Raw genomic sequence first — 24,040 nt, 5'->3', positions numbered from 1 at the left:
AATACCCTCATGCGTCACCGCCACACCAAGGCGCGCCGCGCGGGCCAGGCCATCCGACTTCGGATCAATGCCAACCATCGCACCCATCGCAAGATGCGATGCATTGCGCATGATCTTGATCATCAGGTCCGTCCCGATATTTCCAGAACCAATGATCGCGCACAGGAGTTTCTTCATCCGTCTTTCCTTCCTGAAGCGGCGCTTGAGGGCTCTCAGAGCCGCCCATCCGCGATTTTTCTCAGGTCTGCCTTCGGGTCCGCCAGAATGTCCCGATTTCCGGCCCTGAACCCGTTTGCGATCATGGCGCGCAACGGACGCATCTCGCGGCCATTGTCGATGGTGACGGCCCCCACCACCACATCATCGCGCAGACCCAGAAGCGTGCATTTCAACCCATCCGCCGTGCCGCGCCGCAGCCATTCATCGGCCTCATGGGCACCGGCGACCTGGAAATTATGACCATACTGATCTGTCCAGTACCAAGGCACATCAAAGCTGCACGCCTCGCCCGTCACCATGGCACGGCCCACTCCCGTGCCCTGGTTCTGCGCATTGGCCCATGTTTCAAAACGCCGCCAGAGGCTGGAGAACGGATGGAACTGGCGCGCCACATCCCCGGCCGCAAAGATGGCGGGGTGGCTGGTGCGTCCATATTCATCAATGAGAATGCCGTCTTCCACCTTCAGCCCGGCGGAAATGGCGAGATCCATATTCAGTTCAACCCCGATGCCATAAACGACCAGATCCCCCGTAAAGGCGCGCCCGTCAGCAGCCTTCAGCGTGATCTTGCCGCTGGCGCCACGCGCAGCCGAAACCAGCTCCGCCCCCAGCTCGAAGGCGACGCGATGCTCCTCATGCAGACTGCGCAGCACCTTCACCATGGGCGCGGGCGTGCCGCGGGCCATGAGCCGAGCACCGCGCTCAATAACAGTGACGCGCGCCCCCATGGTGACAGCGCTGGCCGCGACCTCCAGCCCGATAATACCGCCGCCCACCACCAGCACATGCCGCCCCGGCCAGATATGGCCGCGCAGGGCTTCCGCATCATCCAGCGTGCGCAAGGTGTAGACCCCCGAGCCCAACCCATCGAGCAGCGGATAGGCGCGGGCGCGGGCTCCGGTGGCCAGCAACAGCTTGTCAAAATGCAGGGTCTGGCCAGAAGCCAGCTCCAGGCGCTTCTCATCGGCATCAAAATGCACTGCGGCATCATGCAGCCGGCATTCGATACCCTTTTCTCGATAGAAATCTTCCGGGTGAATGGTGGTGTGCGCCGTTTCAGGCTTCACCAGCACTTCCTTGGAGAGTGGCGGGCGTTCATAAGGCAGGTGCGGTTCCGCCCCCACCAAAATGATGCGCCCCTGAAAGCCTGCCTCGCGCATGGCGACAGCCGCAGCAGTACCAGCCTGTCCGGCCCCCACCACCACATGAACGGGCGTGTCATGACGTCCAGTCATTGCATCCTCACTCATGGGCGGCCCTCAGGATGCGCGGGCTGTGCGCTGACCATACCCATGCCGGCGATCCACTCGTCGATGGGATGGTAGTAGCGGGTTTGCGCCTCATAGGCCCCGGCCGCCTGAAGGCAGGCGAAGGCTGCAATCCAGGCGCGGATTTCATGGCCCCCACGTCCGCCACGAGTGCGGATTTCCTCATCCGTCATGGTGGAAAACCGTGCGAGATCTCCGGCGACGAAAGTCTCCAGAAGGCCCTTGTCCCACTCCGCATCCAGCGGCTGGGATGAGCCCTTGCCCTCGGCCAGAAGACGACCATTGCTCAGCACCCGCTGTTGCCGGGTCTGGCGGGCCTGCGGCGTGGGATTGCGCCCGGCAATGAGAAACTCTTCCACCTCCGGCGGCACGGAGCCCATTTGCGGGGTCGGCGGATCATGGGACAGGCCGCCCGAACCCAGCACCAGAATACGTTCCGGCCGGCCAGCCAGAAAACGCCCGACCGCATCGCCCAGCTTCAGCACCCGGCGACAGGGCGGCAAGGGCCGCGCCGCACTATTGATGAAAATGGGAAGAACGGGATAACGCGTCACGCTGCCGGCCAGCAGCTCCAGAGGCTGGGTAAAGCCATGGTCGGCCTGCATCCGGTAGGAATAACAGACATCCACATCTTCAGCCTGCACCGCCTCCACCAGATCCAGCGCCAGCTTTTCCGGCACATTCAGCGGGCCTTCGCCAATATCCCAGTCTCCGGCGCATTTGGCGCGCAGGCCCACGCAGAAGGGCGGCATGAGATCATAAAAGAAGCCGTTGAAATGATCCGGCGCGAATATCACGATCAGCTCAGGATCATATTCGGCAATTTCCTGCGCCAGCGTGGCGAACATGCCGCGCGCTTCCGCTTCCACCTGCGGGGCCGGATGGATGAAATCCATCATCGGGCTGTGCGAGACACAGATGAGCTTCATGCTCATGGGCTGAACCTCCCTCATGGCCCCTTTGCGGGGCCTGTTGTTGTCAATTAAAGATCAAGCCCGCCGGCGACATGGCGAATGCCACGAATGCCGAGCCCGCAATCGGCCTGGATCATCACCCCGGAGAGCGTCCGGTTATCGGCCCGCGAGGCCAGCATCACATAAGGCCCGGTGAAATCCGCCGGCTCGGGAAAGACCTGCAATGGCAGAATGGCGCGAATAGCTTCCGGGCTGCGGGAATCCATGATGCGCGTATCCTGCTGGCCCAGCGCTTCCGGCCCGCGCAGATCGCTGGCCATGCCACTGGGCCCCACGGCATTCACCCGCACTTTCGGCGCCAGCTCGTAGGCCAGCTGGCGCACCAGCCCCACCCCGGCATGTTTCGATGCGGTATAGAGCGGCCCGCCTCCCCCGGAATAAAAAGCCGAGTTGGAGAGGGTGAAGATGATGCTCCCCTCGGATTCGATGAGCGCCTGCGCGGCGGCTTTCGCCCCCAGAAGATAGCCCTTCACATTGATGGCGAAGAGCTCATCAAACGCCTCCGGCAGGCGCTCGGCGGCGATATCCACGAGCCGCACCCCGTGATCCCACACCGCCGCATTGCCGATGAAACAATCCAGCCGGCCGAACCGGGCCAGCGTCTCAGCTACGGCCCTCTCATTATCGGCCATGTTGCGCACATCCCCCGCAACGGCCTCCACCGTTTCGGGAAAATCCTGTCGAAGCTGCTCCACCTTTTCAGCGGAACGCTCCAGCACACCGACCCGCGCCCCCTCGGCCACAAAGCGTTCAACCAGAGCCCGGCCAAGGCCGGAACCGCCGCCGGTGATGAGCGCAACCTGTCCGTGAAGCCGCCCCTGAAGCCGGGCATGTTCCGGCCCGGCGCTCATGCCGTCTGCTCCGGCACGAGCACGTAAATGTCTTCGCCTTCCACCACCACATCATATGTGGCCAGATCAATGGTGGCAGGCTGGGTCAGCGCCTTGCCGGTTTTCAGGCAGAAGCGGGCAGTATGCACAGGGCATTCCACCGTGCAGTCATCTTCCAGATAACCTTCCGACATGGACGCATTGCCATGGGTGCACAGATCGGCAAGTGCGTAGAATTCACCATCCATATTGAAGACGGCAATTGCGGGGGACGTCTCCACCCGGCAGGATTCGCCGGGTGGAAGGTCCGCTTTTGAGCAGACGAGAACTTTTTCCATAATCACAACAGGATGCTGATATTGGCGGACATCAGGGTGAACTCGTCGAGTTCGAGATCACGCCCGAAGATTTCCCAGCCACCAGCCGTTTCGGCCCGGCGCAGACGATCACGGCGCGTGCCGATGAAGGTGTGATGATCCCGCGCCTTCGAGGCCCGGTGCACCATGTAATTGCAGGACAGCTCCAGCTCGTCGCCATTCACGGCCAGAATGCGCACATTGCTGACGAAGTGACGGGTGCGCGAAGCTGGCTCTTCCGCCCAGGCCATGCCGGTTTCCAGCCGGGCGATGCGCCGCTCAAGCTGGTACTTGTCCTCATTGAAAATATAGGTGGTGGGCGGGCGCTGGCCCCGCCGCCGGTCGCGCGACTGCGCCAGCGTATTGGTGTTGAGAACATAGGACATGTCCTCCGCCACCAGTTCGATCCATTCGCGGAAACGGCGTTCATCCAGCAGCGCAGCTTCAAAATAGAGAAACTGCTCCACATCATGCTGAAGTTCGGGCGAAACCTTCGCCGCCGGAGCAGTGAGCACCGGAATGGGTGCAACAGCTTCAAGCATTGGCGGCCTCCTTCAGTTCGATGCCGGCCATAGCGTCGATTTCATCCCAGCTTTCAGCGGTCATCATGTCCGCCCAGCGCTTGTAGAAGCCGCGCGCGGCAGTTTCGGCGAAAGTGTTATTGGTGATTCCGGGAATGCCATCATCACGGCGCTCCTCGAAGCCCAGACCCATTTGCATGCAGAACTCGGTTTGCTTGGCCATATGACCGCGCAACACCTTCTGCACTTCCACCCAGTTCTCGGAATCATCCTGCTCCAGAAAACCGGCCGGGCCAAAGGCGCGAGCGTGGCTCTTCTTGAGGGCTTCCTTCACGGAATCCGGGGCGGCCTTGTCGGCAATACAGAAGGCCCACACCTCAATCTGGTTCGGCCCACGCGGATGCCAGATGCGCAGCGTCTGCGTGCCATTCAGCCAGGAAAGGGTTGGGAACATGGTGTTGTGCCCGGCCAGACGCAGCGCCCGCACACGGCCAACACGCTTTTCTGTTTCCGCATAGGTTTCACGGAAATAGGTCGAAACCTCACCATCCACCCACACATTGGCGTCGGGCTTTTCGGTGAAGAAGAAGGCGCTGCCATGCCCATTGCCGGAGAACTGCACGCCGCCAAGGCCATTGGCCCATGCTGGTTTGTCGGTCTGCCCCTCACCCAGCGGTGCGCCATCCGGCTTGTTGGTGGCCACCGGCTGCAATACCTGCACAGCAGAACCATGCGTATAGGGCGCATGATACTGATCTGAACAGAACTGCTCGGCCGCAAATTTCCAGTTGCACTCGATCACCCATTTATGGATGCCGCCGACAACTTCGGTGCCTCCTTCGCGGCGATCCAGAAAACCATCAAGATACCAGGCCATATCGCCCAGATAATCTTCAAGGCCGGGCGCGCTTTCATCCCAGTTCCCGAAGATCAGGCCCTTGTAAACGGCCAGACGCGGCACCTTGCGCATGCCCCATTTCGACTTGTCGAGCGCGTTGCGATAGGCTTCCTCTTCCAGTGGCACGGATTTCAGTTCGCCATCCAGCCCGTAGGACCAGCCGTGATACGGGCATGTCAGCGCACGCGTATTGCCCTCTTCCGCATGGCACAGTTTCATGCCCCGATGACGGCACTGGTTGAGGAAGGCCGCAACGGACCCATCCTTCTGGCGCACCACGATAACAGGATCTTCCCCCATGAAAGTGGTGAAGAAGTCTCCGGCCTTGGGAATCAGGCATTCGTGGGTCAGAAACAGCCAGGAGCGCGCAAAAACACGTTCCAGCTCCAGCTCATAGATCGCCTGATCCGTATAGATGGCAGGTTTGACGACACCTTTTTCGGCATCAATCAGACTGCGGACATTGAGCTTGTCGTCCATACAGCGCTCCTCCTTCATGGCTGCCCTGTTCATTCATCAGGTCCGGGCATGCGAGTGAGCAAAACCAATCAGAATTCTGGAATTGGAAGAAATATTTTCTTCCTTGCCGTTTAAGACGAAAAATGTCTCAATGGGCTGATGGAACTGAGACATCTGCGCTATTTTGTGGCGGTGGCCGAAGAGTTGAACTTCACCCGCGCAGCCGCCCGCCTCAACACGGCCCAACCCTCTTTCAGCCAGCAGATCCGTGATCTGGAAGCCGAAATCGGCACACCGCTGCTACTGCGCACCAAGCGGAGGGTGGAACTGACAGACGCCGGACGGGTCTTTCTGGATGAAGCCCGCCTTGTGCTGGCCCAGAGCCAGCGCGCCATTACGCTGGCCCGCCGCGCCGCGCAAATGGAGGCGCGCAAACTCACCATCGGCTTTCTGCCATCCGCCGAGGTGAAGATCTTCCCCACCATGCTCTCTGTGATGAGAACACGCCTTGCCGACCTCAACCCGGTGTTCCGCAGCCTCACCACCGCCGAGCAGATGGAGGCATTATCCCGGCGCGAGATTGATGTGGGCTTTGTGCGCCTGCCGGTGACAGACCCCGCTCTCGTCTGGAAAACGGTTCTGACAGAACGCCTTGCTGCCGTCATTCCGGCAGACCACCCGCTTTCCACGGCTTCCGCCATTGATATTCGGGAACTGGCGCAGACGCCTTTCCTGCGCATTACACCCGAGCAAGCCGGCGGACTGCACGAGATTGTTGATACTTATCTGCGCGATCATCAGGTGGAAATCACCCCTGCGCAGGATGTCGATAATGTCATCACCATGATGACGCTGGTGGGGCTGGGCGCCGGCTTTGCCCTGCTACCGGATTATGTGGCGCAACTGCTGTTCCGCAATGTCACGACCCGTCCCTTGCAGAAGAATGCGCCGAATGTGGAACTGGTGATGGCCTGGCATCGCGAAAATGACTCTCCAGATCTCGCCGCCTTCCGCGACCTGGTCTGCGAAGTGCTCAACCTGCCAGAGACATGATGCGGCCCGGAGCATGCACCGTGTGCACCGCACAATGTGCAACGCACACGCATTAAGATGTTTTGCGTCTGAATAAGAAATGGAATTTGTATTGGCCGTGCCGAGGCGGCTTTCCCATCTTCCAACGGTTCTCAAAACACCCGTGGAGGAAAGCCCCATGGCCAGCGCCGCTGCCGGAGCATCAACACCCCATAACGCCCAGGCATCCACCACCCAGCCCGAGCTGCGCTCGCTGTGGTCCGCCATTGCCGGCGGGGATGTCCATCTGCACTATATTGACGCCAAGGGCGTGAAAACCCGCGTACTGGAGGCCGGCGAAGGCCCGGTGCTCATTCTGCTGCACGGCGTTTCAGGCCATCTGGAAGCCTATCATCGCAACATTCTGGCCCATGCCAAGCATTTCCGGGTGTTCGCGGTAGATATGCTGGGCCATGGCTTCACCGACAAACCCGACCGTGACTATGAAATCATGGATTATGTGGAGCACCTGCGGGATCTGATCGACGCCATTGGTGTCGTGAAGGCGCATATCTCCGGCGAATCCTTGGGCGGCTGGGTGGCCGCGCGCTTTGCTGCCACCTATCCCGAGCGGGTGGACCGGCTGGTGCTCAATACGGCCGGCGGCATGATCGCCGACCCGAAGGTAATGGAACGACTGAAAACGCTGAGCCTGGCCGCCGTACGTTCGCCAGACCGTGAAGCCACCCGCAAGCGCCTCGAATTTCTGATGCTTGACCCCACTATCGTGACCGAGGATCTGGTGGAAGCACGCTTCGCCTGCTTCCGTCGGCCCGGCATGGTGGAAGCCATGGAACGCATCATGTGCTTGCAGGAGCCGGACATTCGCCAGCGCAACATGCTGACGGAGGAAGAGCTGGGCCGCATCACCGCCGAAACGCTGGTGCTGTGGACCACGCATGATCCCACCGCCTCTGTCGAAGTGGGCCAGCGCCTCTCCCATCTGGTGAAGGGCTCCAAATTCGTGGTGATGGAAAATTGCGGACACTGGCCGCAATATGAAGACCCGGAAACCTTCGACCGCATCCATATCAACTTCCTGCTGAATGGCGCGGCATGAGCAAAGCTATTGCCACCGCAGCCGCCCGGCTGCGCAGCGCGCAGGACAACCGCACCCCCTGCCCGCCGCTGAACGACCTTCTGCCCGCAGGCGATCTCAACATCGCCTATCAGGTGCAGGAGGCCGGCACGGAAGCCGCCCTGGCGGCCGGGCGGGTTCTGGTGGGGCGCAAGATCGGCCTGACCTCCCGTGCCGTACAGCAGCAACTGGGCGTCGATCAGCCTGATTATGGCATGCTGTTTGACGACATGGCTGTGCCGGACGATTGGGAAATCCCCTCCGGCCGCCTGCTCCAGCCCAAGGTGGAGGCCGAAATCGCCTTCGTTCTGGGGCGGGATCTGACCCATAGCCACGCCACCCTGGCTGATATCATCAGCGCGGTGGACTATGCCGTGCCCGCCATTGAAGTGGTGGATTCGCGCATCGCAAACTGGAAGATCAGCATTGTCGACACCATCGCCGACAATGCCTCCTCCGGCCTGTATGTGCTGGGCAACACGCCGCGCAAGCTGGATGGGCTGGATCTGCGACTGTGCGGCATGGTGATGGAATGCGCCGGAGAGGTCGTATCCGTCGGGGCTGGCGCAGCCTGTCTTGGCCACCCGCTGAATGCCATGTGGTGGCTGGCCCGCACCATGGCCCGTTCAGGGCGTCCGTTAAAGGCCGGAGATACGGTGCTCTCCGGTGCACTGGGCCCGATGGTCACCGTGCCGACCGGAGCCGCGCAGCAAGGCTCCGTTTATGAGGCCCACGTGGCCGGGCTCGGCTCTGTGCGGGCGCGTTTTGCAACTGCGGACTGATCCCGGTCTTCAGCCCCAAAATCGACACCCTGCCGGAGAGGTCTCGCCTCTCCGGCAGGGTTCTTTTTATTGCGCCCAATCCGGGTCCGCCGTGAAGGAAATGGTCAGCCAGCTATCCTGTCCTTCTTCGCAAGGGCCGAGGGCTGAGCCGATTTCGGCGCGAATGGCATCCCATTCCTCCAGCGTCCGGGCGGGCAGATGGGCCGGCGCAACAAACCACAACTCCACCTGCCGCACCCGCCCCACCTTGGCGACATAGGCGCGATAATCCAGAAAACCGTGGCGCTCCATCACATCTGCGGCCACCTCATCCACCTGGTTTTTCAAAGCCTGCGGGGTCACCAGCAAAATTTCGGCGAAGGCCTGCCGTATGGTGCCGATGGGCATGGGGATGATGAACAGGCTGACAATGACCAGAGTGAACGGGTCCACATAGGAGGCTGTCCAGGCATAGGATGTGCCCTGCACCGCATAGCCGATGCAGAAAGCCAGCAGCAACGCTGCGGAAATGCAACCCGCCATGAACCAGGAACGCACATCCAGCGCCACGAAATCCGAACGGATCTGGCGATTGAGCAAATGCTCCACCACCGCCATAGCCATGCAGACGAGAGTGGCGAACAGCGCGTACAAAATGGCCTCATCGAACACCAGCGCATTGCCCCCATCCAGCAAACTGGTGATGGCGTTGATGAGCGCATAGACCGCAATAGCCAGAAGGATGGTGCCATTGAGCCCCAGAACGATGGGCTCAAGATGCCAGAACCCCATGGTGAAGCGGTTCCGCAGGCGACGCGAGAGCTTGCCTTCCTGTACTGAGGCCACGATGAGCCGGGAGACAAACAAGGCCAGCACACTCATGCTGGCGTCAATCAAGCTGTAGACGGCATCAAAGGCAATAGCCAGAGAGCCGGAGATGAGGCCGAACAGCACCCCCACCCCCGCCACCACCAATGTGACAGCGATGGAAGCCCCCAACAGATTCTGCTCATTCCAGCGGCTTTTGGTTTCCAGCTTGCTTTCCATCACACTTCACCCTGACGCATATTGTCCCCATCCAGTTTGTTGGCGCGCCCGCAACGCCCCCAATACCGCGGCCAATCCGGCCGACGGCCACAGATTTTGCAAGAAGTAATCAAGAAGAACTTCTGTTCTCAACGCCCTATATTCTTCGCAGACAAAAGGCCATCCCCCATAGCCCGACGGCATTCTCCACAACACATGCGCACCATGGCCGCTCGCGAATGCCAATCTTCCCTGCGCCCACCTGCCGCAGGATGCCATCTCCTGCTTCACTCCAGTGCAGTGGAATCCTCCGCATGAGTTGTCAGAAGGGCGCAGGCTCACTATAGAACACATCAAGGACGGGTATTTTCACACCCGGCCAATGGTCATACTATCCGGGCTGAGAAACATGGTGGCACGCATCTACAAGCCGGCGCGCAATGCAATGCAGTCGGGCACTGCCAAGACAAGCTGGGTCCTGGAATATGAGCCTGAAAAGGCGCGCCAGGTGGAGCCGCTGATGGGCTACACCTCCTCGACCGATATGAACAGCCAGATTCGCATCGCCTTCGAAACGAAGGAAGAGGCGGTGGCTTATGCCGAGCGCGAGAAGATTCCCTATCAGGTGTTCGAGTCGCACGAGCCTGCGCGTCGTCGCATTGCCTATTCTGACAACTTCTCTTTCAACCGCATGGGGCAGTGGACTCACTGACCCCCCCAGCACACCAATCAGAGCCCGCGCCTGAACAGGCCGGGCTCTGCCTTTGCCGTGCTCCCGCAGGGCGGGATACAGGCCGGATGGGGCATTTTGCGCTTCTGACCGGGACATCTGAAAGCCTCCGGCATTTTCTTACCCCGAAAAATGCCCTAAAAGCACCGCACCGGCCCCGTAGCTCAGCTGGATAGAGCAAGTGCCTTCTAAGCACTAGGTCGCAGGTTCGAACCCTGCCGGGGTCGCCATTTTTCATATATTTCAGCGTGTTGATGGCTTTTGATGCGAATGCACAACCGCCCGGAACATGAACAAACCGGGTAGATTCGGGAATTTCGTCGCAGAAAGTCCCGGAAAAGTCCCGAAGTATGGGCCTCAGCATTCCGCTCACCACCATCAGCTTTTTCTGAATGCAAGCCGGCTCGTCCCTTCAGCCTCCACTAATATTCGAAAGCAATATATCTTTGAAATAGCGACGTAAAAACTGCCGTTACATCTTATTCATCCAACCATCGCACATCTGTCATGCAGTTCCCGGAAGAACCTTTCTGAGCCTGTTGAAGGCGTCTTTTCTCGATGCAAGCCTGAGGCCAGCCATGACCGATAAGCCGCGTGACGAAATTTCCTGGGATGCATTTGATGAAATGCGTGACCCGCGCCCAGCCCGCAACCAGTTCGATGATGTCGTAGACCGGGCCCTTTCGCGCCGGGGCTTTCTGGGTGGTGTGCTGGCCTTCGGTGCTGGCGCATCCGTGTTTGGCACGGGGCTGCTGCGCAGCGGCCCGGCGCTGGCTGAGGCCCCCGCCGGGATGGCCGCACCTGCATTCGGCTTCGAGCCGGTTGCTATTGGCACGGACTTCAACATTCAGGTGCCGCAGGGCTACAAGTGGAAACCACTGGTCCGCTGGGGTGACGCCCTTTTTGCCGATGCCAAGGGCAGCTATTCGCCTGAAACCGGCGTGCCTCTGGCCACCTCGGACAAGGTGTTCGGTGAAAATACCGACGGGATGGAGCTTTTCGTTGTTGATGGCCACGAGATCATCGCTGTCAACTCGGAATATGTGAACCCGAAGATCAACCTTCCCGCCGCCTCCGGGGGCAAGCCGCAATCCGCCGATGAAGCGCAACTGCTGAAGAATATGCAGGGCGTGACGGTGATGGAAGTTGCCAACACCGGCAAGGGCTATGATGTGGTGTTGGACAGCCCCTATAATCGCCGCATTACCAATGAAACCTCGATGACGATGGACGGCCCTGCCGCGGGCACCGAGCTTCTGCGCACTGCCGCAGACCCGGAAGGCAAGAGCCCGCTGGGTACGCTCAACAATTGCGGCTCAGGCAAGACGCTGTGGGGCACTTATCTGACCTGCGAAGAAAACTTCAACGGTTATTTCGGCATGGGCACCGAGCGCACCCAGAGCGAGGGCGAGAAGCGCTACGGCATCAAGGGCACCTCGCTCTATCATTATGAAAAATTTGATCCGCGCTTCGATATTTCGGCCAACCCCAATGAGCCGAACCGCTTTGGCTGGGTGGTTGAGATCGACCCTTCCAACCCCAAATCCACTCCGGTGAAACACACCGCGCTCGGCCGCTTCAAGCATGAGAATGCCGAGATGGTGCAGGCGAAGGATGGCCGCATCGTCGTCTATATGGGGGATGATGAACGCGGCGAATTCATCTACCGCTACGTCTCCAATGACAGTTGGGCCGAAGGGCAGCCGACCGATGGCCTGCTGTCGAATGGCACGCTCTATGTCGCGAAGTTCAATGATGATCTGAGCGGAGAATGGCTGCCTCTCACGCCCGAAACCACCGGCATGAACCTGCCCGAACTGCTGGTGTTTTCCCGTCTGGCCGGCACCAAGGTTGGCGCCACCACGATGGATCGGCCCGAATGGATCTCGGCTCATCCCAACCGGGCCGAAGCCTATTGCGCGCTCACCAACAACTCAAAGCGCGGCGGCAAGATGCCCACCAATGCCGCCAACCCGCGTGAGGCCAATGATTATGGCCAGATCGTGCGGTGGCGCCCTGAAGGTGGGGACCATGGCGCGGACCGCTTCGCGTGGGATCTGTATGTGATGGCTGGCAACCCCGCCGTGCACAAGGATGCCTATGCAGGCTCGAAAAATGTCAACACGGGCAATATGTTCAATTCGCCCGATGGCATGGCCTTCGACAGCACTGGCCTGCTCTGGATACAGACCGACGGCGACGACAGCAATGAAGGTGATTTTGCCGGGCAGGGCAACAACCAGATGCTGGTTGGCAACCCTGATACGGGCGAGATTGCCCGCTTTCTTACCGCGCCGAACGGTGCTGAAGTGACGGGTTTGTGCTGGTCCGCAGATCGCAAAGTGGCCTTTGTCGGCATCCAGCACCCCGGTGGCCACTGGCCGGATGGTGAGGGCAAGCCGCGCTCTTCCGTCATCGCCGTCTGGCGTGAGGATGACGCGCCCATCGGCTGAGCCGGCGAGGCGACAAGACAGAGCGGAGGGATTAACCGCCCGCAGCGCCCATCTTCTGGGCGCTGCGGGCGGCTTTCTCCGCTTTCCCCGTTCCCATAAAGCCCCCATGCTCTTGGCATGCCATGCACTTACAAGCATTGTCAGGACCAGCCGGAAGCCTTATCGTCGCGCAAAATTGGATATCAGGGGAACACGATGCGGATCCTGAAAGCATTGTTTGTGATTGTAGCGCTGCTGGCGTGGGTGACCTTCGTGTACAACCTGTTTGCCGGTGAAGCAGAGGCCGCGTTTGATTATGGCCTGTGGGCGGCCATGTTCACCGTTCTCTCGTGGCTGACCCTTGCGGACAATACGGAAGAAGCGCCGCATCACTGAAGCCAAATGCCACAGGGGCGGCCGCCAAGGTCCGCCCCTTTTCTTTCCGGCGTGAGGGTCTGCCTCATCCCCCAAAGCGCTTTGCGCACAGATGCACCACTTTATCCTGAGCCCCACCCAGAAAGCAGCAAGCACCGGCGGCGAGGACATCACCGGCTGGCTCGCTTTCCGCCCGGCATGACTGTGGCATCATCACACCTTCAAAGACCCGTACTTCCGCAACAGCGATGAGCGGAACATATGCAGCCCCCGCCATCATGCACCGGTGATGATGGCGCGCAGGCTACCCGTATCACCCTCAGCCGGCCTTACCCTTTTGCATCCTCCAGAATCATCCGGGCCGCCTTTTCCGCAATCATGAGGGTGGGAGAATTGGTATTGCCCGATGTGATGGTGGGCATGACAGAGGCGTCGGCAATACGCAGCCGACCCAGCTTGCGCAGGCGCAGGCGCGGGTCCACCACCGCATCTTCATCCGCCCCCATGCGGCATGTCCCCACCGGGTGAAAAATGGTCGTGCCAATGTCACCGGCCGCACGCTCCAGATCCTCGTGGGTTCGGTATTCCGGGCCGGGGCGATATTCCTCCGGGCGAAACTTCATGAAAGCCGGCTGGGCGGCAATGCGACGGGTCAACTCAATCGCGCGGACAGCCACATCGCGATCCGTCTGGGTGGAGAGATAATTGGGGCGAATAGCCGGCCCCGTTCGGAAATCCGGCCCCTTCAGATGAATGGAGCCCCGGCTGTCAGGCCGCAGATTGCACACACTGGCCGTCATGGCCGGGAAGCTGTGCACCCCGCCGCCAAACTTGTCCAGGCTCACCGGCTGCACATGATATTCCAGATCCGGCGTTGTCTTTTCCGGCCCGGAACGGGTGAAAATGCCCACCTGGCTCGGGGCCATGGCCATGGGGCCGGAGCGGTTGAACAGATATTCCAGCCCAATGGCGGCCTTGCCCAGCAGGCTTGTCGCCTTCTCATTCAGTGTCTTCACACCATGCACCTTGTAGATGAGGCGCAACTGGAGATGATCCTGCAAATTCTCGCCAATGCCGGGCACATTCACTTGAGGCGCAATGCCCACCTGTTGCAGCACATCACCCCGGCCAATACCGGACAGCTCCAGAATATGGGGTGAATTGACCGCGCCCGCGGAGAGTACCACCTCCCCTTCAGCACGCACATCATGCACCTGCCCGCCATGGTGATAGCGCACGCCAGTGACTTCACCCTTCTCGATCAGCAGGTGTTCCACCTGTGCCCCTGTGAGCACCCGCACATTGGGGCGCTTCATGGCCGGGCGCAAAAAGGCCTTGGTAGCGTTCCAGCGAATGCCACTGCGCTGGTTCACATCAAAATAGCCGCCGCCTTCATTGGTGCCGACATTGAAATCATCCGTACGGGGAATGCCGGCCTCGACAGCCGCTTCCAGAAAGGCATCCAGCACATCCCAGCGCACACGGGCCTTCTCCACCCGCCATTCGCCAGAGCCGCCATGCAACTCATTCTCCCCGCGATAGAAATTCTCCTGCTTGCGGAAGATGGGCAACACATCATCCCAGCCCCAGCCTTCGCAGCCGAGCTGCCGCCAATGGTCATAATCGGCGGCCTGTCCACGCATATAGATCATGCCATTGATGGAGGAGCAGCCCCCCAGAACCTTACCGCGCGGATAGGCGAGCGCACGCCCATTCAGCCCCGCCTCGGCCTCTGTGGAGAAACACCAGTCGGTTCGCGGATTGCCGATGCAATAGAGATAGCCAACCGGAATATGCACCCAGTGATAATTGTCGTTCCCGCCCGCCTCCAGCACCAGAACACGGTTGCGAGGGTCCTGCGACAAGCGGTTGGCCAGCACGCAACCGGCACTACCCGCGCCGATAACAATGTAATCGAAGGTGTCCATCCTGGCGGCCCCCATGCCGGGGCCGTTCGCAGAAGGCGTGGCCCCTGCGTTGTCCCGGTCTTTTCAGTTTTGACAAAAATCTGGAAAACAGGTGGAGCCGGCGCGCGGCGGACTCCACCCGCTTTTCAGTTATCCACCCGGAAGCCGAGCTTCTGACCCAGCCTGGTGGCGTAGAATTCGCCCACAATGCCCCGGCGGAACACCAGCACGCACACCATGAAGACGAGGCCGATGAGAATGGTGACGGGGAAATCCGATGTAGCGAAATAGTTTTGCAGGGAAACCACGAGCCCGGCCCCCACCAGCGGACCAATAAGTGTGCCAATGCCACCCAGAAGTGTCATCAACACCACTTCACCGGACATCTGCCAGCCCACATCTGTGAGAGTGGCGAACTGGAACACCAGCGCCTTCAGCCCTCCGGCCAGCCCGGCCAGCGCGGCCGACATGACAAACGCTCCCAGCCGATAGCTGCGCACCGAATAGCCCAGAGAAATGGCGCGGTTTTCATTCTCGCGGATGGATTTCAGGATCATCCCGAAAGGCGAGTTCACGAAGCGCCAGATGATGAGCAGGCTGATAAGGAACACCGCGAGCACGAAATAATACATGTTCGTGGTCTGCGAGAGATCAATCATGCCAAACAAATGCCCGCGCGGCACGGACTGGATACCATCTTCACCATGGGTGAACTTGGCTTGTAGGCAGAAGAAGAAGAACATCTGCGCCATGGCCAGTGTAATCATGGTGAAATAGATACCCTGCCGCCGCAGGGCGATCGCGCCGATCACCAGCCCCAGCAATGAGGCGCCGGCCACACCCACCACAAGCCCCCATTCCGGCGGCAGCCCCCATTCCTTCACCGCATGCGCCGTGAAATAGGCCGCCCCCCCAAAGAAGGCCGCATGGCCAAAACTGAGAAGCCCCGTATAGCCCAGCAGCAGATTGAAGGCCGCTGCAAACAGGCCGAAGCACAAAAGCTTCATGAGGAAGATGGGGTAGAGCACAAAGGGCGCAACCATAAGGAAGGCCAGACAAAGCCCCAGCACAATATTGCGGAACACCGCCGCGCCGGGCATGACCTCCACACCGGAGGCCAGAGGAGTATTTGGAGAAGTCATCTGTGTCTTGGCGGACATGTCACGCCTCCTTCCCGAACAGGCCCGCAGGACGCAGGATCAGGACAATGGCCATGATGACGAAGATCACGATATTGGAGGCTTCCGGGTAGAAGACCTTGGTCAACCCTTCGGCGATCCCCAGCATGTAGCCGGTGACAATGGCCCCCATGATGGAGCCCATGCCGCCCACAACCACCACCGCGAACACCACGATGATAAGGTTCGCCCCCATCAGCGGGCTGACCTGATAAATGGGTGCGGCCAGCACCCCGGCGAGGCCCGCCAGCGCTGCGCCAAGCCCGTAGGTCAGCGTCAGCAGCAATGGTACATTGATGCCGAAGCTCTGCACCAGCGGCGCATTTTCCGTGGCCGCACGCAGATAGGCTCCAAGCCGTGTCTTCTCAATGAGCAGCCACACGCTGATGCAGGCCACCAGAGAGGCCACCACCACCCAGGCGCGATAAGTGGGCAGGAACATGAAGCCCAGATTATACCCGCCCTGCAAAGCCTTCGGTGCCGCATAGGGCTGGCCGGACGACCCGAAGAAGTAACGAAACGTGCCTTCAATCGTCAGTGCCAGGCCAAAGGTGAAAAGCAGCCCGTAAAGGTGATCCAGCTTGTAGAGCCGCGAGAGCATCGTGCGCTCCACCACCGCCCCGAACAGGCCAACAATGAGTGGGGCCAGCACCAGCGCCACCCAGTAGCTGAGCCCCAGTTGCGAGAGCAGCAGCAGGGCGGTGAAGGCCCCCAGCATGTAAAGCGCGCCATGCGCAAAATTGATGACCCGCAACAGGCCGAAGATAACAGCCAGCCCCAGCGACAAAAGCGCATAGAAAGAGCCGTTGATGACACCAACAAGAAGCTGGCCGAGTAATGCCTGAAGCGGCACGCCGAGTATCATGATCATGTCAAACACCCAGCTCCTTGTTCAGAAACTCCATACGGTTCGGCAGATCGCCCACCGGGAATTCCACCACCATCTGGCCGTGATCCATCAGGTAGAAGCGATCTGCGATCTTGGAGGCGAAGCGGAAATTCTGTTCCACCAGCACCACGGTCATGCCGCGTGTCTTCAGCTTGTTGAGAACTTCTCCGATCCTCTGGATGATGACGGGCGCAAGCCCCTCGGTGGGTTCATCCAGCAAAATGCAATTGGCGCCGGTGCGCAGAATGCGCGCCATGGCCAGCATCTGCTGTTCACCACCGGAAAGCTTGGTGCCTGGGCTGTTGCGCCGCTCCAGAAGATTGGGAAACAGCTCGTAGATTTCATCCAGAGACATGCCGCCCGAGGCGACAGTGGGGGGCAGCATCAGGTTTTCTTCCACCGAGAGGGTGGCGAAGATGCCGCGTTCTTCCGGCACAAAGCCCAGCCCGGTGCGGGCCACCTTGTGCAGCGGCAGCTTCATCAGATCATGCCCGGCAAGGGTGATTTCGCCCTGGCGCTTGCGCAACATGCCCATAATGGTGCGCAAGGTGGTGGTTTTACCCATGCCATTGCGGCCGAGAATGCAGATCATCTCGCCCTGATCGACATGAAGATCCACCCCATGAAGAATATGGCTTTCGCCATACCAGGCATGTAGCCCGGAAACTTTGAGTAGTGGCGCCATCAGTCCTCGGTCCCCATATAGGCGGTGCGTACGCGACGATCCTGACTGACGGTCTCGTAGTCGCCCGAAGCGATGATTTCACCGCGCTGAAGCACGGTGACCTGGTGGCAGATGTCTGAAACGACAGAAAGATTGTGCTCCACCATCAGCACGGCGCGGTCTTTGCCCACGCGGCGGATGATGTCGGCAACAATCTGCACATCCTCCTGCCCCATGCCGGCCATGGGCTCATCCAGAAGCAGCACCTCCGGCTCCAGCGCCAGGGTGGTGGCAATCTCCAGGGCGCGCTTGCGGCCATAGGAAAGATCGGTGGCTCGAAAGTCGCGATACTGGGCAAGGCCAATATCGGCGATCAGCTCCTCCGCCCGTCCGTTCAGCTTGTCGAGCGCGGAAAGGGGAAGCCAGAACTGGGTGGCAAGATTGGCCGGACGTTGCAGGGCCACGCGCACATTTTCCAGAACCGTGAGGTGCGGAAACACCGCCGAAATCTGGAACGAACGCACCATGCCCATACGGGCCACCCTGTCCGGCCGGGTGTTGGTGATATCCGAACCCAGCAGGGTTATCTTTCCCCGCGTGGGCTGAAGAAACTTTGTAAGCAGGTTGAAGACGGTTGTCTTGCCCGCGCCATTGGGGCCAATCAGGGCATGAATTTGGGCATGACGAATGTCGAGATCAACATTGTTGACCGCTGTGAAGCCCGAAAAATCCTTGCCCAGCCCGCGCGCGGACAGCACGATCCGTCCATCCTCACCTGCATGTGCAGAGATGGTGTTCATTTCTCATCCGCCTCGATCATGCACCCGATGGGCCGCAGGATCTGAAGATTTGAGGTGTCGCGTTGTGTGCGCGGCTCCCGGCAGGCGCCTCCCCTCTCGGGAGGCGGGGCGGACAACGCCTTGCTGTGTGGCTGAATGCCCGCCCGGCCGGTTCGCGCGCCTGAGACTGCGCGTTCAGATGCTCACTTCACGAGCGGGCAGCCGGAGTCTTTCGGGTCAATAAAAGCCTGGTCGCCAGGAATGGTGGCCAGAACGGTATAATAATCCCACGGAATGTCGCTCTCGCCGGGCTTCTTCACCTGCAACAGATACACATCCGAGATCATCCGCCCATTGGGTGCCACATATCCACCTTCCGAGAAGATGTCGTTGACGGGCATTTCATGCAGCTTTTTGGAGACAGCTTCGGTTTCATCTGTCCCCGCGGCATCAATAGCCTTCAGATACTGCGTAACAGCAGAATAGGTGCCGGCATGAACCATATTGGGATAAGCCCCGGTACGCTCATGGAAGCGCTTGCCAAACTTGGCGGTTTCCGGCGTGCGGTTCCAGTAGAAGCTTTCCGTCAGGGTCAGTCCCTGCGCGGCATCCAGCCCCAGCCCATGCACTTCAGAAAGGGTCATCAGCAGCGCGGCAAGGCGCTGGCCGCTCTGGGTGATGCCAAATTCGGAGGCCTGCTTGATGGCGTTCTGAGTATCCATGCCGGCATTGGCAAGGCCAATAACCTTAGCCCCGGAGGCCTGCGCCTGTAGCAGGAAGGAGGAATAATCCGTCGTGGCCAGCGGATGGCGGACTGAGCCCAGCACCTTGCCGCCATTCTTTTCAATCACCTTGCTGGTATTTTCTTCCAGCGAATGGCCAAAGGCATAATCTGCGGTGAGGAAGTACCAGGTATCTCCACCATCCTTCACCAGCGCACTGCCGGTGCCATTGGCCAGCATGTTGGTGTCATAAACCCAGTGGAAGCCATAGGGGGTGCACTGCTTGCCCGTGAGATCGCTGGTGGCCGCCCCCGTATTGATGGTGATCTTCTTCTTGTCATTGGAGAGCGCCTGCACAGCAAGGCCCACCGATGAGGTGGTCAGATCCATGATGGCGTCCACGCCTTCGGTATCATACCACTGGCGAGCAATATTGGCGGCGATATCCGGCTTGTTCTGATGGTCTGCCGTGATGACCTCAACAGGCACCCCCAGCACCTTGCCGCCATAATCCTCCACCGCCATCTTCGCGGCTTCATAGCTGTTCTTGCCACCAAAATCCGCATAAACGCCGGACTGGTCGTTGAGAATACCAATCTTCACCTTGCCATTGGACACCTCCGCCATGGCGGGGGCGGAAAAAGTGCCGGCGGCGACCAGTGCAGCGACAGAAGCCGCCATAAAAAATTTGTGCATGCATTCCTCCCAGAAAACCGCAGCGAGCCTTCTTGTGCGGGTTACCCGCCTGGGCCTCATCTGTCGGTCCAGCCTGCATTTGAGCTGTTCCGGCGCAGTTTGTTCGCGCTCGGCATTGATACGATCTACGCATAACTGCATTGATGCAAGAGCATGGCATGTCCTAATTTGGAACAGCATCTGTTCAAAAATGTACAAAGTCGGATACAGATGATGTTGCAGCAGTGAGAAACCCAGTATTGGCGCAGCATTTCTGCCACAGCTCTTCCCGGCCCGGCCCAGCTGTCAGGCGGTGCATCACAACTGGATGAACTCAAAAAGAGAGTCCGATGACGAACTTTGCGTGGGATGATTTGCAGTTCTTCCTGGCTGTGGCGCGCGCCGGGCAACTCTCGCGCGCTGCTCGACAATTGCGCACCAGCCATGTCACCGTTTCCCGTCGGGTGGACAGGCTCGAACAATCCCTCAAGCTGCGCCTGTTCGAGCGCCATCCGCGCGGCTATGAGCTGACCTCACATGGCCGCCGCCTTCTGGCCAGCGCCGAGCGCATGGAAGCCGAAAGCCAGAAGCTGGAAGAGGCTATTTCCGGTGAGGCGGAAGCCCAGCGCGGCGTGGTGCGTGTAGCCATGCCGGAAGGCTTTGCTCATTTTTTTACAACCCGGCTGCTCGTGGCCTTCACCACCCAGTTTCCCAATATTGCACCGGAACTGGTGGCCCTGCCGCAGGTCATGTCCCTCTCGCGCAGGGAGGCGGATTTGTCTGTTACGCTGGACCCGTTCCGCGCCAGCACCTATAGCAGCGCACAGTTGTGCCCCTACAAGCTGCGCCTGTATGGCGCGCGCGATTATCTGGCCAGCCACCCGCCCATCACCAGCCGCGACATGCTGAGAGAGCATCGCTTTATCGGTTACATTGAAGAGATGATCTTTGCGCCCGGACTGGATTATCTGCACGAAGTACATGCCAATGTACGGGCGCAGATCAAGAGTTCCAGCGTCTTCAACCAGATCACCGCCGTGCGTGACGGGCTGGGCCTGGCTGTTCTGCCCAGCTATGTGGCCCGCGCCCATTCCGACCTGGTGGAAGTACTGGGGCAGGAGGTTGTCATCCAGCGTTCTTACTGGATCAACTGTCACCGCGACAGCCTGCAGTCACCGCGCGAGCGCGCCATCATGACATTTCTGCGCGCGGGCGTGGCTCGTCATGCCGCCCTGCTGGCGGCTGATTAGCCGGCTTTATCAAACCTGAAGGGGGCCGCCGCAGCAGCCCCCTGAAGACGACGCCTCACGCATCACTTCATTGTTGGCATCACAAACTCCGCGCCGGAACGAATGCCCGTAGGCCAACGTGTCGTAATGGTCTTGAGCCGGGTATAGAAACGAACCCCTTCCGGCCCGTGCATATGATGATCGCCGAACAGCGACGCCTTCCAGCCACCGAAGGAGTGGAACGCCATCGGCACCGGGATGGGCACATTAATGCCCACCATGCCCACCTTGATGCGATGGGCGAACTCGCGCGCAGCATCACCATCTCGGGTGAAAATGGAGGTGCCATTGCCATATTCATGCACATTGATGAGATGCGCCGCCTCATCATAGCTCTTCGCCCGCACCACCGAGAGAACTGGGCCGAAGATCTCTTCCCGGTAAATGCTCATCTCCGGCGTCACATGGTCAAACAATGTACCGCCGATGAAGTAGCCATTTTCATAGCCTTGCAGCTTCAGGCCACGCCCATCCACCACCAGCCTTGCGCCCTCTTCCACGCCGGCATCCACATAGCCACGCACTTTTTCCAGATGCGCGCGGGTCACCAGCGGGCCCATCTCGGCTTCCGCATCGGTTCCCGGCCCCACCTTCAGGGCGCGTACGCGGGATTCAAGGCGCGCCATCAGTTCATTGGCGGTTTCCTCGCCCACCGGCACAGCCACGGAAATGGCCATGCAGCGCTCCCCGGCAGAACCATAGGCTGCACCCATGAGCGCATCCACGGCCTGATCCATATCCGCATCAGGCATGATAATCATGTGGTTCTTGGCTCCGCCCAGCGCCTGGCACCGCTTGCCTGTGCGCGCGGCGGTTTCATAAATATAGCGGGCGATAGGCGTGGAGCCGACAAAGCTGATGGCGGAAATATCCGAATCATGCAGCAGCGCATCCACGGCCTCCTTATCGCCATGCACCACATTAAACACGCCATCCGGCAAACCGGCTTCCTTCAACCAATCCGCCAGCAGAAGGGCGGCGGAAGGGTCACGCTCGGACGGCTTGAGAATGAAGGTGTTGCCGCAGGCCAGCGCCACCGGGAACATCCACATGGGCACCATGGCCGGGAAGTTGAACGGGGTAATGCCCGCCACCACACCCAGCGGCTGACGCACGGCGTGGCTATCCACCCGCGTGCCGACATCTTCAGTGATCTCACCCTTCAGAAGTTGCGGCGCGCCAGTGGCGAATTCCACCACTTCCAGCCCCCGCTGCACTTCACCCAGCGCATCTGAATGTACCTTGCCATGCTCGGCAGTGATGGTGGCCGCAAGCTGGTCAGCCCGCTCTTCGGCAATGCGAAGGAAGGCATTGAGAATACGTGCCCGGCGCAGCGGGGTGGTTTCGGCCCAGCCCGGCGCGGCAGCCACCGCAGCCTCTACGGCCGTGCGTACATCCGCCGGGTTCGCCAGCGCCACACGGCCGCTTTCCGCACCGCTGGCCGGGTTGAACACCGCCACGCTGCGCCCGCTCGTGCCTTCAACGCGCTGCCCGCCAATATAGTGAGGAATGGTCACGCTCATCTTCCGCTCTCCCGCCTGTTCCGCCCGTGCGCCCCTGTCCGCCGGAGCTGCACATGATGAAGGTTGGCAGTTTGCCCTTCACACCACGCACATCAATGCTTAATTTCCAAAATCCATTGTGCAGATTTTATAGCCAAGAGAGATGCGGAACTATGGATTGGGACCATCTGCGCATCTTCCTCGCTGTGGCTCGGCACGGGCAATTGCTGGCGGCGGCGCGCCGGCTCCGGCTGAACCACGCCACCATTGCCCGCCGGCTGGATGCGCTGGAGCAAACTCTGGGTGCACCGCTTTTCGAGCGCGGCCCGGCCGGCACGCGCCTGACAGCCGCTGGCGAACGCCTGTTGCCGGTGGCCGAGCGTATTGAAACAGATGTGCTCGGCATCGCCGAAAGCTTTCAGGATGAAGAACAGGATGTCTCCGGCACGGTGCGCATTGGTGCGCCGGATGGGCTGGGCAATTATTTCCTTGCCGCCGAACTCGGCCTTCTGGCCACCCGCTATCCGGCGCTCACACTGGAACTGGTGCCCCTGCCCCGCACCTTCTCCCTCTCCCGCCGGGAGGCTGACCTCGCCATTGTTCTGGACAGGCCCACGGAAGGGCGACTGGTAGTGGCCCGGCTGACGGATTACACGCTCAGCATCTATGCCTCACGCGCCTATCTGGCCCGCCACGGCACCCCGCAAACACCGGAAGAACTCGATTGCCACATGATCGTGACCGGGGTGGAGGATCTCTCCTATGCCTCGGCGCTGGATTATGCCACCGTTCTGGAAACCCATGCTGCGCACACCTTCCGATGCGCCAGCGTAATGGGGCAAATGGAAGCCGTGCGCGCGGGTGCCGGCATTGGTGCTCTGCATGATTTTGCCGTCCCGCCACCCGGCCCGGTTGAAGCTGAAACGGACCTGATCCGCATTCTGCCAGCCCTCACGTTCCAACGCAGCTACCACCTGCTCTCTCACACCGATACGCAGATGGTGCGGCGCATTGCCGTGGTGCGCGCCTTCCTTCTGCGCCGCTTCCGAGAAGAACGCCCCCGATTCTGCATGATGCAGCCAGAGAACTGACAGTAAACGGAGGCGGCATGGAGCACCCGCTCGCAACGCCGGGCGAAACCGTATTGGGAAGAGAAAATGTATCATATTCTGAGGCTGATGGTGCGGGCGGTCGGACTCGAACCGACAAGTTGTTGCCAACGGCGGATTTTGAGTCCGCTGCGTCTACCAATTCCGCCACGCCCGCACATATCCCGGCTCATTTCATAGAGCGTGTGGCGGCCCACCTGCTCAAGAACCGATATCAGCGCAAAAGGGCCGAAGCACCCTTCGCACTGTGCGCTTCTCATTCCAACACCTTGGCGGCAACGTCAAGATGTTTCCGGCGGATTATCCATCCTGCCGGCCTTCCTCGGAG

General features: G+C 60.2%; 22 protein-coding genes and 2 tRNA genes. 9 read left to right on the top strand and 15 right to left on the bottom strand.

What is annotated here, in order from left to right; genetic code table 11:
* Positions 1-212: 212 nt before the first annotated feature.
* Genes hcaD through hcaE form a run of 6 tightly spaced genes read right to left on the bottom strand, consistent with a single transcriptional unit; the run spans position 213 to position 5,546 of the window.
* A complete protein-coding gene (hcaD, locus tag ACT6QH_RS06655) occupies positions 213-1,469 on the bottom strand; it encodes a 3-phenylpropionate/cinnamic acid dioxygenase ferredoxin--NAD(+) reductase subunit (RefSeq protein WP_444974013.1) in 1,257 nt (418 codons plus the stop codon).
* Positions 1,466-2,422: a 3-carboxyethylcatechol 2,3-dioxygenase gene (locus tag ACT6QH_RS06650; RefSeq protein ID WP_444974012.1), complete on the bottom strand. Its 957-nt coding sequence runs from the start codon at positions 2,420-2,422 to the stop codon at positions 1,466-1,468. The genes hcaD and ACT6QH_RS06650 overlap by 4 nt, the downstream gene beginning before the upstream one ends.
* Before the next feature lie 47 nt (positions 2,423-2,469).
* Complete coding sequence (hcaB, locus tag ACT6QH_RS06645) at positions 2,470-3,312, bottom strand: 3-phenylpropionate-dihydrodiol/cinnamic acid-dihydrodiol dehydrogenase (RefSeq protein WP_444974011.1); 843 nt, start codon at positions 3,310-3,312, stop codon at positions 2,470-2,472.
* Positions 3,309-3,629, bottom strand: coding sequence for a 3-phenylpropionate/cinnamic acid dioxygenase ferredoxin subunit (gene hcaC / locus ACT6QH_RS06640; RefSeq protein ID WP_444974010.1), 321 nt, complete (start codon positions 3,627-3,629; stop codon positions 3,309-3,311). Before hcaC ends, hcaB begins: the two co-directional genes overlap by 4 nt.
* 2 nt (positions 3,630-3,631) lie before the next feature.
* The gene (gene hcaF, locus ACT6QH_RS06635) at positions 3,632-4,189 is read right to left on the bottom strand and encodes a 3-phenylpropionate/cinnamic acid dioxygenase subunit beta (protein WP_444974009.1); all 558 of its coding nucleotides are present in this window, start codon (positions 4,187-4,189) and stop codon (positions 3,632-3,634) included.
* Positions 4,182-5,546: a 3-phenylpropionate/cinnamic acid dioxygenase subunit alpha gene (gene hcaE, locus ACT6QH_RS06630; RefSeq protein ID WP_444974008.1), complete on the bottom strand. Its 1,365-nt coding sequence runs from the start codon at positions 5,544-5,546 to the stop codon at positions 4,182-4,184. Before hcaE ends, hcaF begins: the two co-directional genes overlap by 8 nt.
* Before the next feature lie 138 nt (positions 5,547-5,684).
* On the opposite strand from hcaE, the gene ACT6QH_RS06625 reads away from it, so the two are divergent.
* The 3 genes from ACT6QH_RS06625 to ACT6QH_RS06615 all read left to right on the top strand — a co-directional run bounded on the left by ACT6QH_RS06625 (position 5,685) and on the right by ACT6QH_RS06615 (position 8,456).
* Positions 5,685-6,578: a LysR substrate-binding domain-containing protein gene (locus ACT6QH_RS06625; protein ID WP_444974007.1), complete on the top strand. Its 894-nt coding sequence runs from the start codon at positions 5,685-5,687 to the stop codon at positions 6,576-6,578.
* A gap of 157 nt (positions 6,579-6,735) precedes the next feature.
* On the top strand, positions 6,736-7,656 hold the full coding sequence (locus ACT6QH_RS06620) for an alpha/beta fold hydrolase (protein ID WP_444974006.1): 921 nt from the start codon (positions 6,736-6,738) through the stop codon (positions 7,654-7,656).
* Entirely contained in the window at positions 7,653-8,456 is an 804-nt protein-coding gene (locus ACT6QH_RS06615) for a 2-keto-4-pentenoate hydratase (protein ID WP_444974005.1), read from the top strand. The genes ACT6QH_RS06620 and ACT6QH_RS06615 overlap by 4 nt, the downstream gene beginning before the upstream one ends.
* Before the next feature lie 66 nt (positions 8,457-8,522).
* Here ACT6QH_RS06615 and ACT6QH_RS06610 read toward each other — a convergent pair whose 3' ends face one another.
* Positions 8,523-9,482, bottom strand: coding sequence for a cation diffusion facilitator family transporter (locus tag ACT6QH_RS06610; RefSeq protein WP_444974004.1), 960 nt, complete (start codon positions 9,480-9,482; stop codon positions 8,523-8,525).
* A gap of 388 nt (positions 9,483-9,870) precedes the next feature.
* Between ACT6QH_RS06610 and ACT6QH_RS06605 the strand changes: the two genes are divergently transcribed.
* The 4 genes from ACT6QH_RS06605 (at position 9,871) to ACT6QH_RS06590 (ending at position 13,019) form a co-directional block, all read left to right on the top strand.
* Positions 9,871-10,173: an ETC complex I subunit gene (locus ACT6QH_RS06605; RefSeq protein WP_444974003.1), complete on the top strand. Its 303-nt coding sequence runs from the start codon at positions 9,871-9,873 to the stop codon at positions 10,171-10,173.
* A gap of 171 nt (positions 10,174-10,344) precedes the next feature.
* A tRNA-Arg gene (locus tag ACT6QH_RS06600) sits at positions 10,345-10,421 on the top strand.
* 348 nt (positions 10,422-10,769) lie between these two features.
* On the top strand, positions 10,770-12,644 hold the full coding sequence (locus tag ACT6QH_RS06595) for a PhoX family protein (protein ID WP_444974002.1): 1,875 nt from the start codon (positions 10,770-10,772) through the stop codon (positions 12,642-12,644).
* A gap of 195 nt (positions 12,645-12,839) precedes the next feature.
* Positions 12,840-13,019, top strand: coding sequence for a hypothetical protein (locus ACT6QH_RS06590; protein WP_444974001.1), 180 nt, complete (start codon positions 12,840-12,842; stop codon positions 13,017-13,019).
* Positions 13,020-13,327: 308 nt separating this feature from the next.
* On the opposite strand, the gene ACT6QH_RS06585 is transcribed toward ACT6QH_RS06590, so the two are convergent.
* The 6 genes from ACT6QH_RS06585 to ACT6QH_RS06560 all read right to left on the bottom strand — a co-directional run bounded on the left by ACT6QH_RS06585 (position 13,328) and on the right by ACT6QH_RS06560 (position 19,833).
* Complete coding sequence (locus ACT6QH_RS06585) at positions 13,328-14,926, bottom strand: GMC family oxidoreductase (protein ID WP_444974000.1); 1,599 nt, start codon at positions 14,924-14,926, stop codon at positions 13,328-13,330.
* A gap of 125 nt (positions 14,927-15,051) precedes the next feature.
* Positions 15,052-16,005, bottom strand: a complete 954-nt coding sequence (locus ACT6QH_RS06580; protein WP_444974033.1) for a branched-chain amino acid ABC transporter permease — start codon at positions 16,003-16,005, stop codon at positions 15,052-15,054.
* 61 nt (positions 16,006-16,066) lie between these two features.
* The gene (locus ACT6QH_RS06575; protein WP_444973999.1) at positions 16,067-16,954 is read right to left on the bottom strand and encodes a branched-chain amino acid ABC transporter permease; all 888 of its coding nucleotides are present in this window, start codon (positions 16,952-16,954) and stop codon (positions 16,067-16,069) included.
* Between the two features lies 1 nt (position 16,955).
* Positions 16,956-17,657: an ABC transporter ATP-binding protein gene (locus ACT6QH_RS06570; RefSeq protein ID WP_444973998.1), complete on the bottom strand. Its 702-nt coding sequence runs from the start codon at positions 17,655-17,657 to the stop codon at positions 16,956-16,958.
* The gene (locus tag ACT6QH_RS06565; RefSeq protein ID WP_444973997.1) at positions 17,657-18,436 is read right to left on the bottom strand and encodes an ABC transporter ATP-binding protein; all 780 of its coding nucleotides are present in this window, start codon (positions 18,434-18,436) and stop codon (positions 17,657-17,659) included. The genes ACT6QH_RS06570 and ACT6QH_RS06565 overlap by 1 nt, the downstream gene beginning before the upstream one ends.
* 182 nt (positions 18,437-18,618) lie before the next feature.
* Positions 18,619-19,833, bottom strand: coding sequence for an ABC transporter substrate-binding protein (locus ACT6QH_RS06560; protein WP_444973996.1), 1,215 nt, complete (start codon positions 19,831-19,833; stop codon positions 18,619-18,621).
* 329 nt (positions 19,834-20,162) lie between these two features.
* Here ACT6QH_RS06560 and ACT6QH_RS06555 point away from each other — a divergent pair, with 329 nt between their 5' ends.
* The gene (locus ACT6QH_RS06555) at positions 20,163-21,062 is read left to right on the top strand and encodes a LysR family transcriptional regulator (RefSeq protein WP_444973995.1); all 900 of its coding nucleotides are present in this window, start codon (positions 20,163-20,165) and stop codon (positions 21,060-21,062) included.
* Between the two features lie 62 nt (positions 21,063-21,124).
* Here ACT6QH_RS06555 and ACT6QH_RS06550 read toward each other — a convergent pair whose 3' ends face one another.
* Complete coding sequence (locus ACT6QH_RS06550; RefSeq protein ID WP_444973994.1) at positions 21,125-22,624, bottom strand: CoA-acylating methylmalonate-semialdehyde dehydrogenase; 1,500 nt, start codon at positions 22,622-22,624, stop codon at positions 21,125-21,127.
* Positions 22,625-22,776: 152 nt separating this feature from the next.
* On the opposite strand from ACT6QH_RS06550, the gene ACT6QH_RS06545 reads away from it, so the two are divergent.
* Complete coding sequence (locus ACT6QH_RS06545) at positions 22,777-23,694, top strand: LysR family transcriptional regulator (RefSeq protein WP_444973993.1); 918 nt, start codon at positions 22,777-22,779, stop codon at positions 23,692-23,694.
* A gap of 88 nt (positions 23,695-23,782) precedes the next feature.
* Here ACT6QH_RS06545 and ACT6QH_RS06540 read toward each other — a convergent pair.
* Positions 23,783-23,869: transfer RNA gene (locus tag ACT6QH_RS06540), tRNA-Leu, on the bottom strand.
* Positions 23,870-24,040 lie beyond the last annotated feature (171 nt).

This window comes from Haloleucobacter albus, assembly GCF_052492075.1.
This window is presented reverse-complemented; position numbering and strand designations above follow the sequence as displayed.

What these genes read in the sequence shown, in the direction of transcription:
- ACT6QH_RS06555 (WP_444973995.1), top strand. Translation starts at nt 20,163, where the DNA reads ATGACGAACTTTGCGTGGGATGATTTGCAGTTCTTCCTGGCTGTGGCG.
- ACT6QH_RS06615 (WP_444974005.1), top strand. Translation starts at nt 7,653, where the DNA reads ATGAGCAAAGCTATTGCCACCGCAGCCGCCCGGCTGCGCAGCGCGCAG.
- hcaC (WP_444974010.1), bottom strand. Translation starts at nt 3,629, where the DNA reads ATGGAAAAAGTTCTCGTCTGCTCAAAAGCGGACCTTCCACCCGGCGAA.
- hcaE (WP_444974008.1), bottom strand. Translation starts at nt 5,546, where the DNA reads ATGGACGACAAGCTCAATGTCCGCAGTCTGATTGATGCCGAAAAAGGT.
- ACT6QH_RS06580 (WP_444974033.1), bottom strand. Translation starts at nt 16,005, where the DNA reads ATGCCCGGCGCGGCGGTGTTCCGCAATATTGTGCTGGGGCTTTGTCTG.
- ACT6QH_RS06575 (WP_444973999.1), bottom strand. Translation starts at nt 16,954, where the DNA reads ATGATCATGATACTCGGCGTGCCGCTTCAGGCATTACTCGGCCAGCTT.
- ACT6QH_RS06610 (WP_444974004.1), bottom strand. Translation starts at nt 9,482, where the DNA reads ATGGAAAGCAAGCTGGAAACCAAAAGCCGCTGGAATGAGCAGAATCTG.
- ACT6QH_RS06605 (WP_444974003.1), top strand. Translation starts at nt 9,871, where the DNA reads ATGGTGGCACGCATCTACAAGCCGGCGCGCAATGCAATGCAGTCGGGC.
- ACT6QH_RS06560 (WP_444973996.1), bottom strand. Translation starts at nt 19,833, where the DNA reads ATGCACAAATTTTTTATGGCGGCTTCTGTCGCTGCACTGGTCGCCGCC.
- ACT6QH_RS06620 (WP_444974006.1), top strand. Translation starts at nt 6,736, where the DNA reads ATGGCCAGCGCCGCTGCCGGAGCATCAACACCCCATAACGCCCAGGCA.
- hcaB (WP_444974011.1), bottom strand. Translation starts at nt 3,312, where the DNA reads ATGAGCGCCGGGCCGGAACATGCCCGGCTTCAGGGGCGGCTTCACGGA.
- ACT6QH_RS06585 (WP_444974000.1), bottom strand. Translation starts at nt 14,926, where the DNA reads ATGGACACCTTCGATTACATTGTTATCGGCGCGGGTAGTGCCGGTTGC.
- ACT6QH_RS06595 (WP_444974002.1), top strand. Translation starts at nt 10,770, where the DNA reads ATGACCGATAAGCCGCGTGACGAAATTTCCTGGGATGCATTTGATGAA.
- hcaD (WP_444974013.1), bottom strand. Translation starts at nt 1,469, where the DNA reads ATGAGTGAGGATGCAATGACTGGACGTCATGACACGCCCGTTCATGTG.
- ACT6QH_RS06565 (WP_444973997.1), bottom strand. Translation starts at nt 18,436, where the DNA reads ATGAACACCATCTCTGCACATGCAGGTGAGGATGGACGGATCGTGCTG.
- ACT6QH_RS06650 (WP_444974012.1), bottom strand. Translation starts at nt 2,422, where the DNA reads ATGAGCATGAAGCTCATCTGTGTCTCGCACAGCCCGATGATGGATTTC.
- ACT6QH_RS06545 (WP_444973993.1), top strand. Translation starts at nt 22,777, where the DNA reads ATGGATTGGGACCATCTGCGCATCTTCCTCGCTGTGGCTCGGCACGGG.
- ACT6QH_RS06570 (WP_444973998.1), bottom strand. Translation starts at nt 17,657, where the DNA reads ATGGCGCCACTACTCAAAGTTTCCGGGCTACATGCCTGGTATGGCGAA.
- ACT6QH_RS06550 (WP_444973994.1), bottom strand. Translation starts at nt 22,624, where the DNA reads ATGAGCGTGACCATTCCTCACTATATTGGCGGGCAGCGCGTTGAAGGC.
- ACT6QH_RS06590 (WP_444974001.1), top strand. Translation starts at nt 12,840, where the DNA reads ATGCGGATCCTGAAAGCATTGTTTGTGATTGTAGCGCTGCTGGCGTGG.
- ACT6QH_RS06625 (WP_444974007.1), top strand. Translation starts at nt 5,685, where the DNA reads ATGGAACTGAGACATCTGCGCTATTTTGTGGCGGTGGCCGAAGAGTTG.
- hcaF (WP_444974009.1), bottom strand. Translation starts at nt 4,189, where the DNA reads ATGCTTGAAGCTGTTGCACCCATTCCGGTGCTCACTGCTCCGGCGGCG.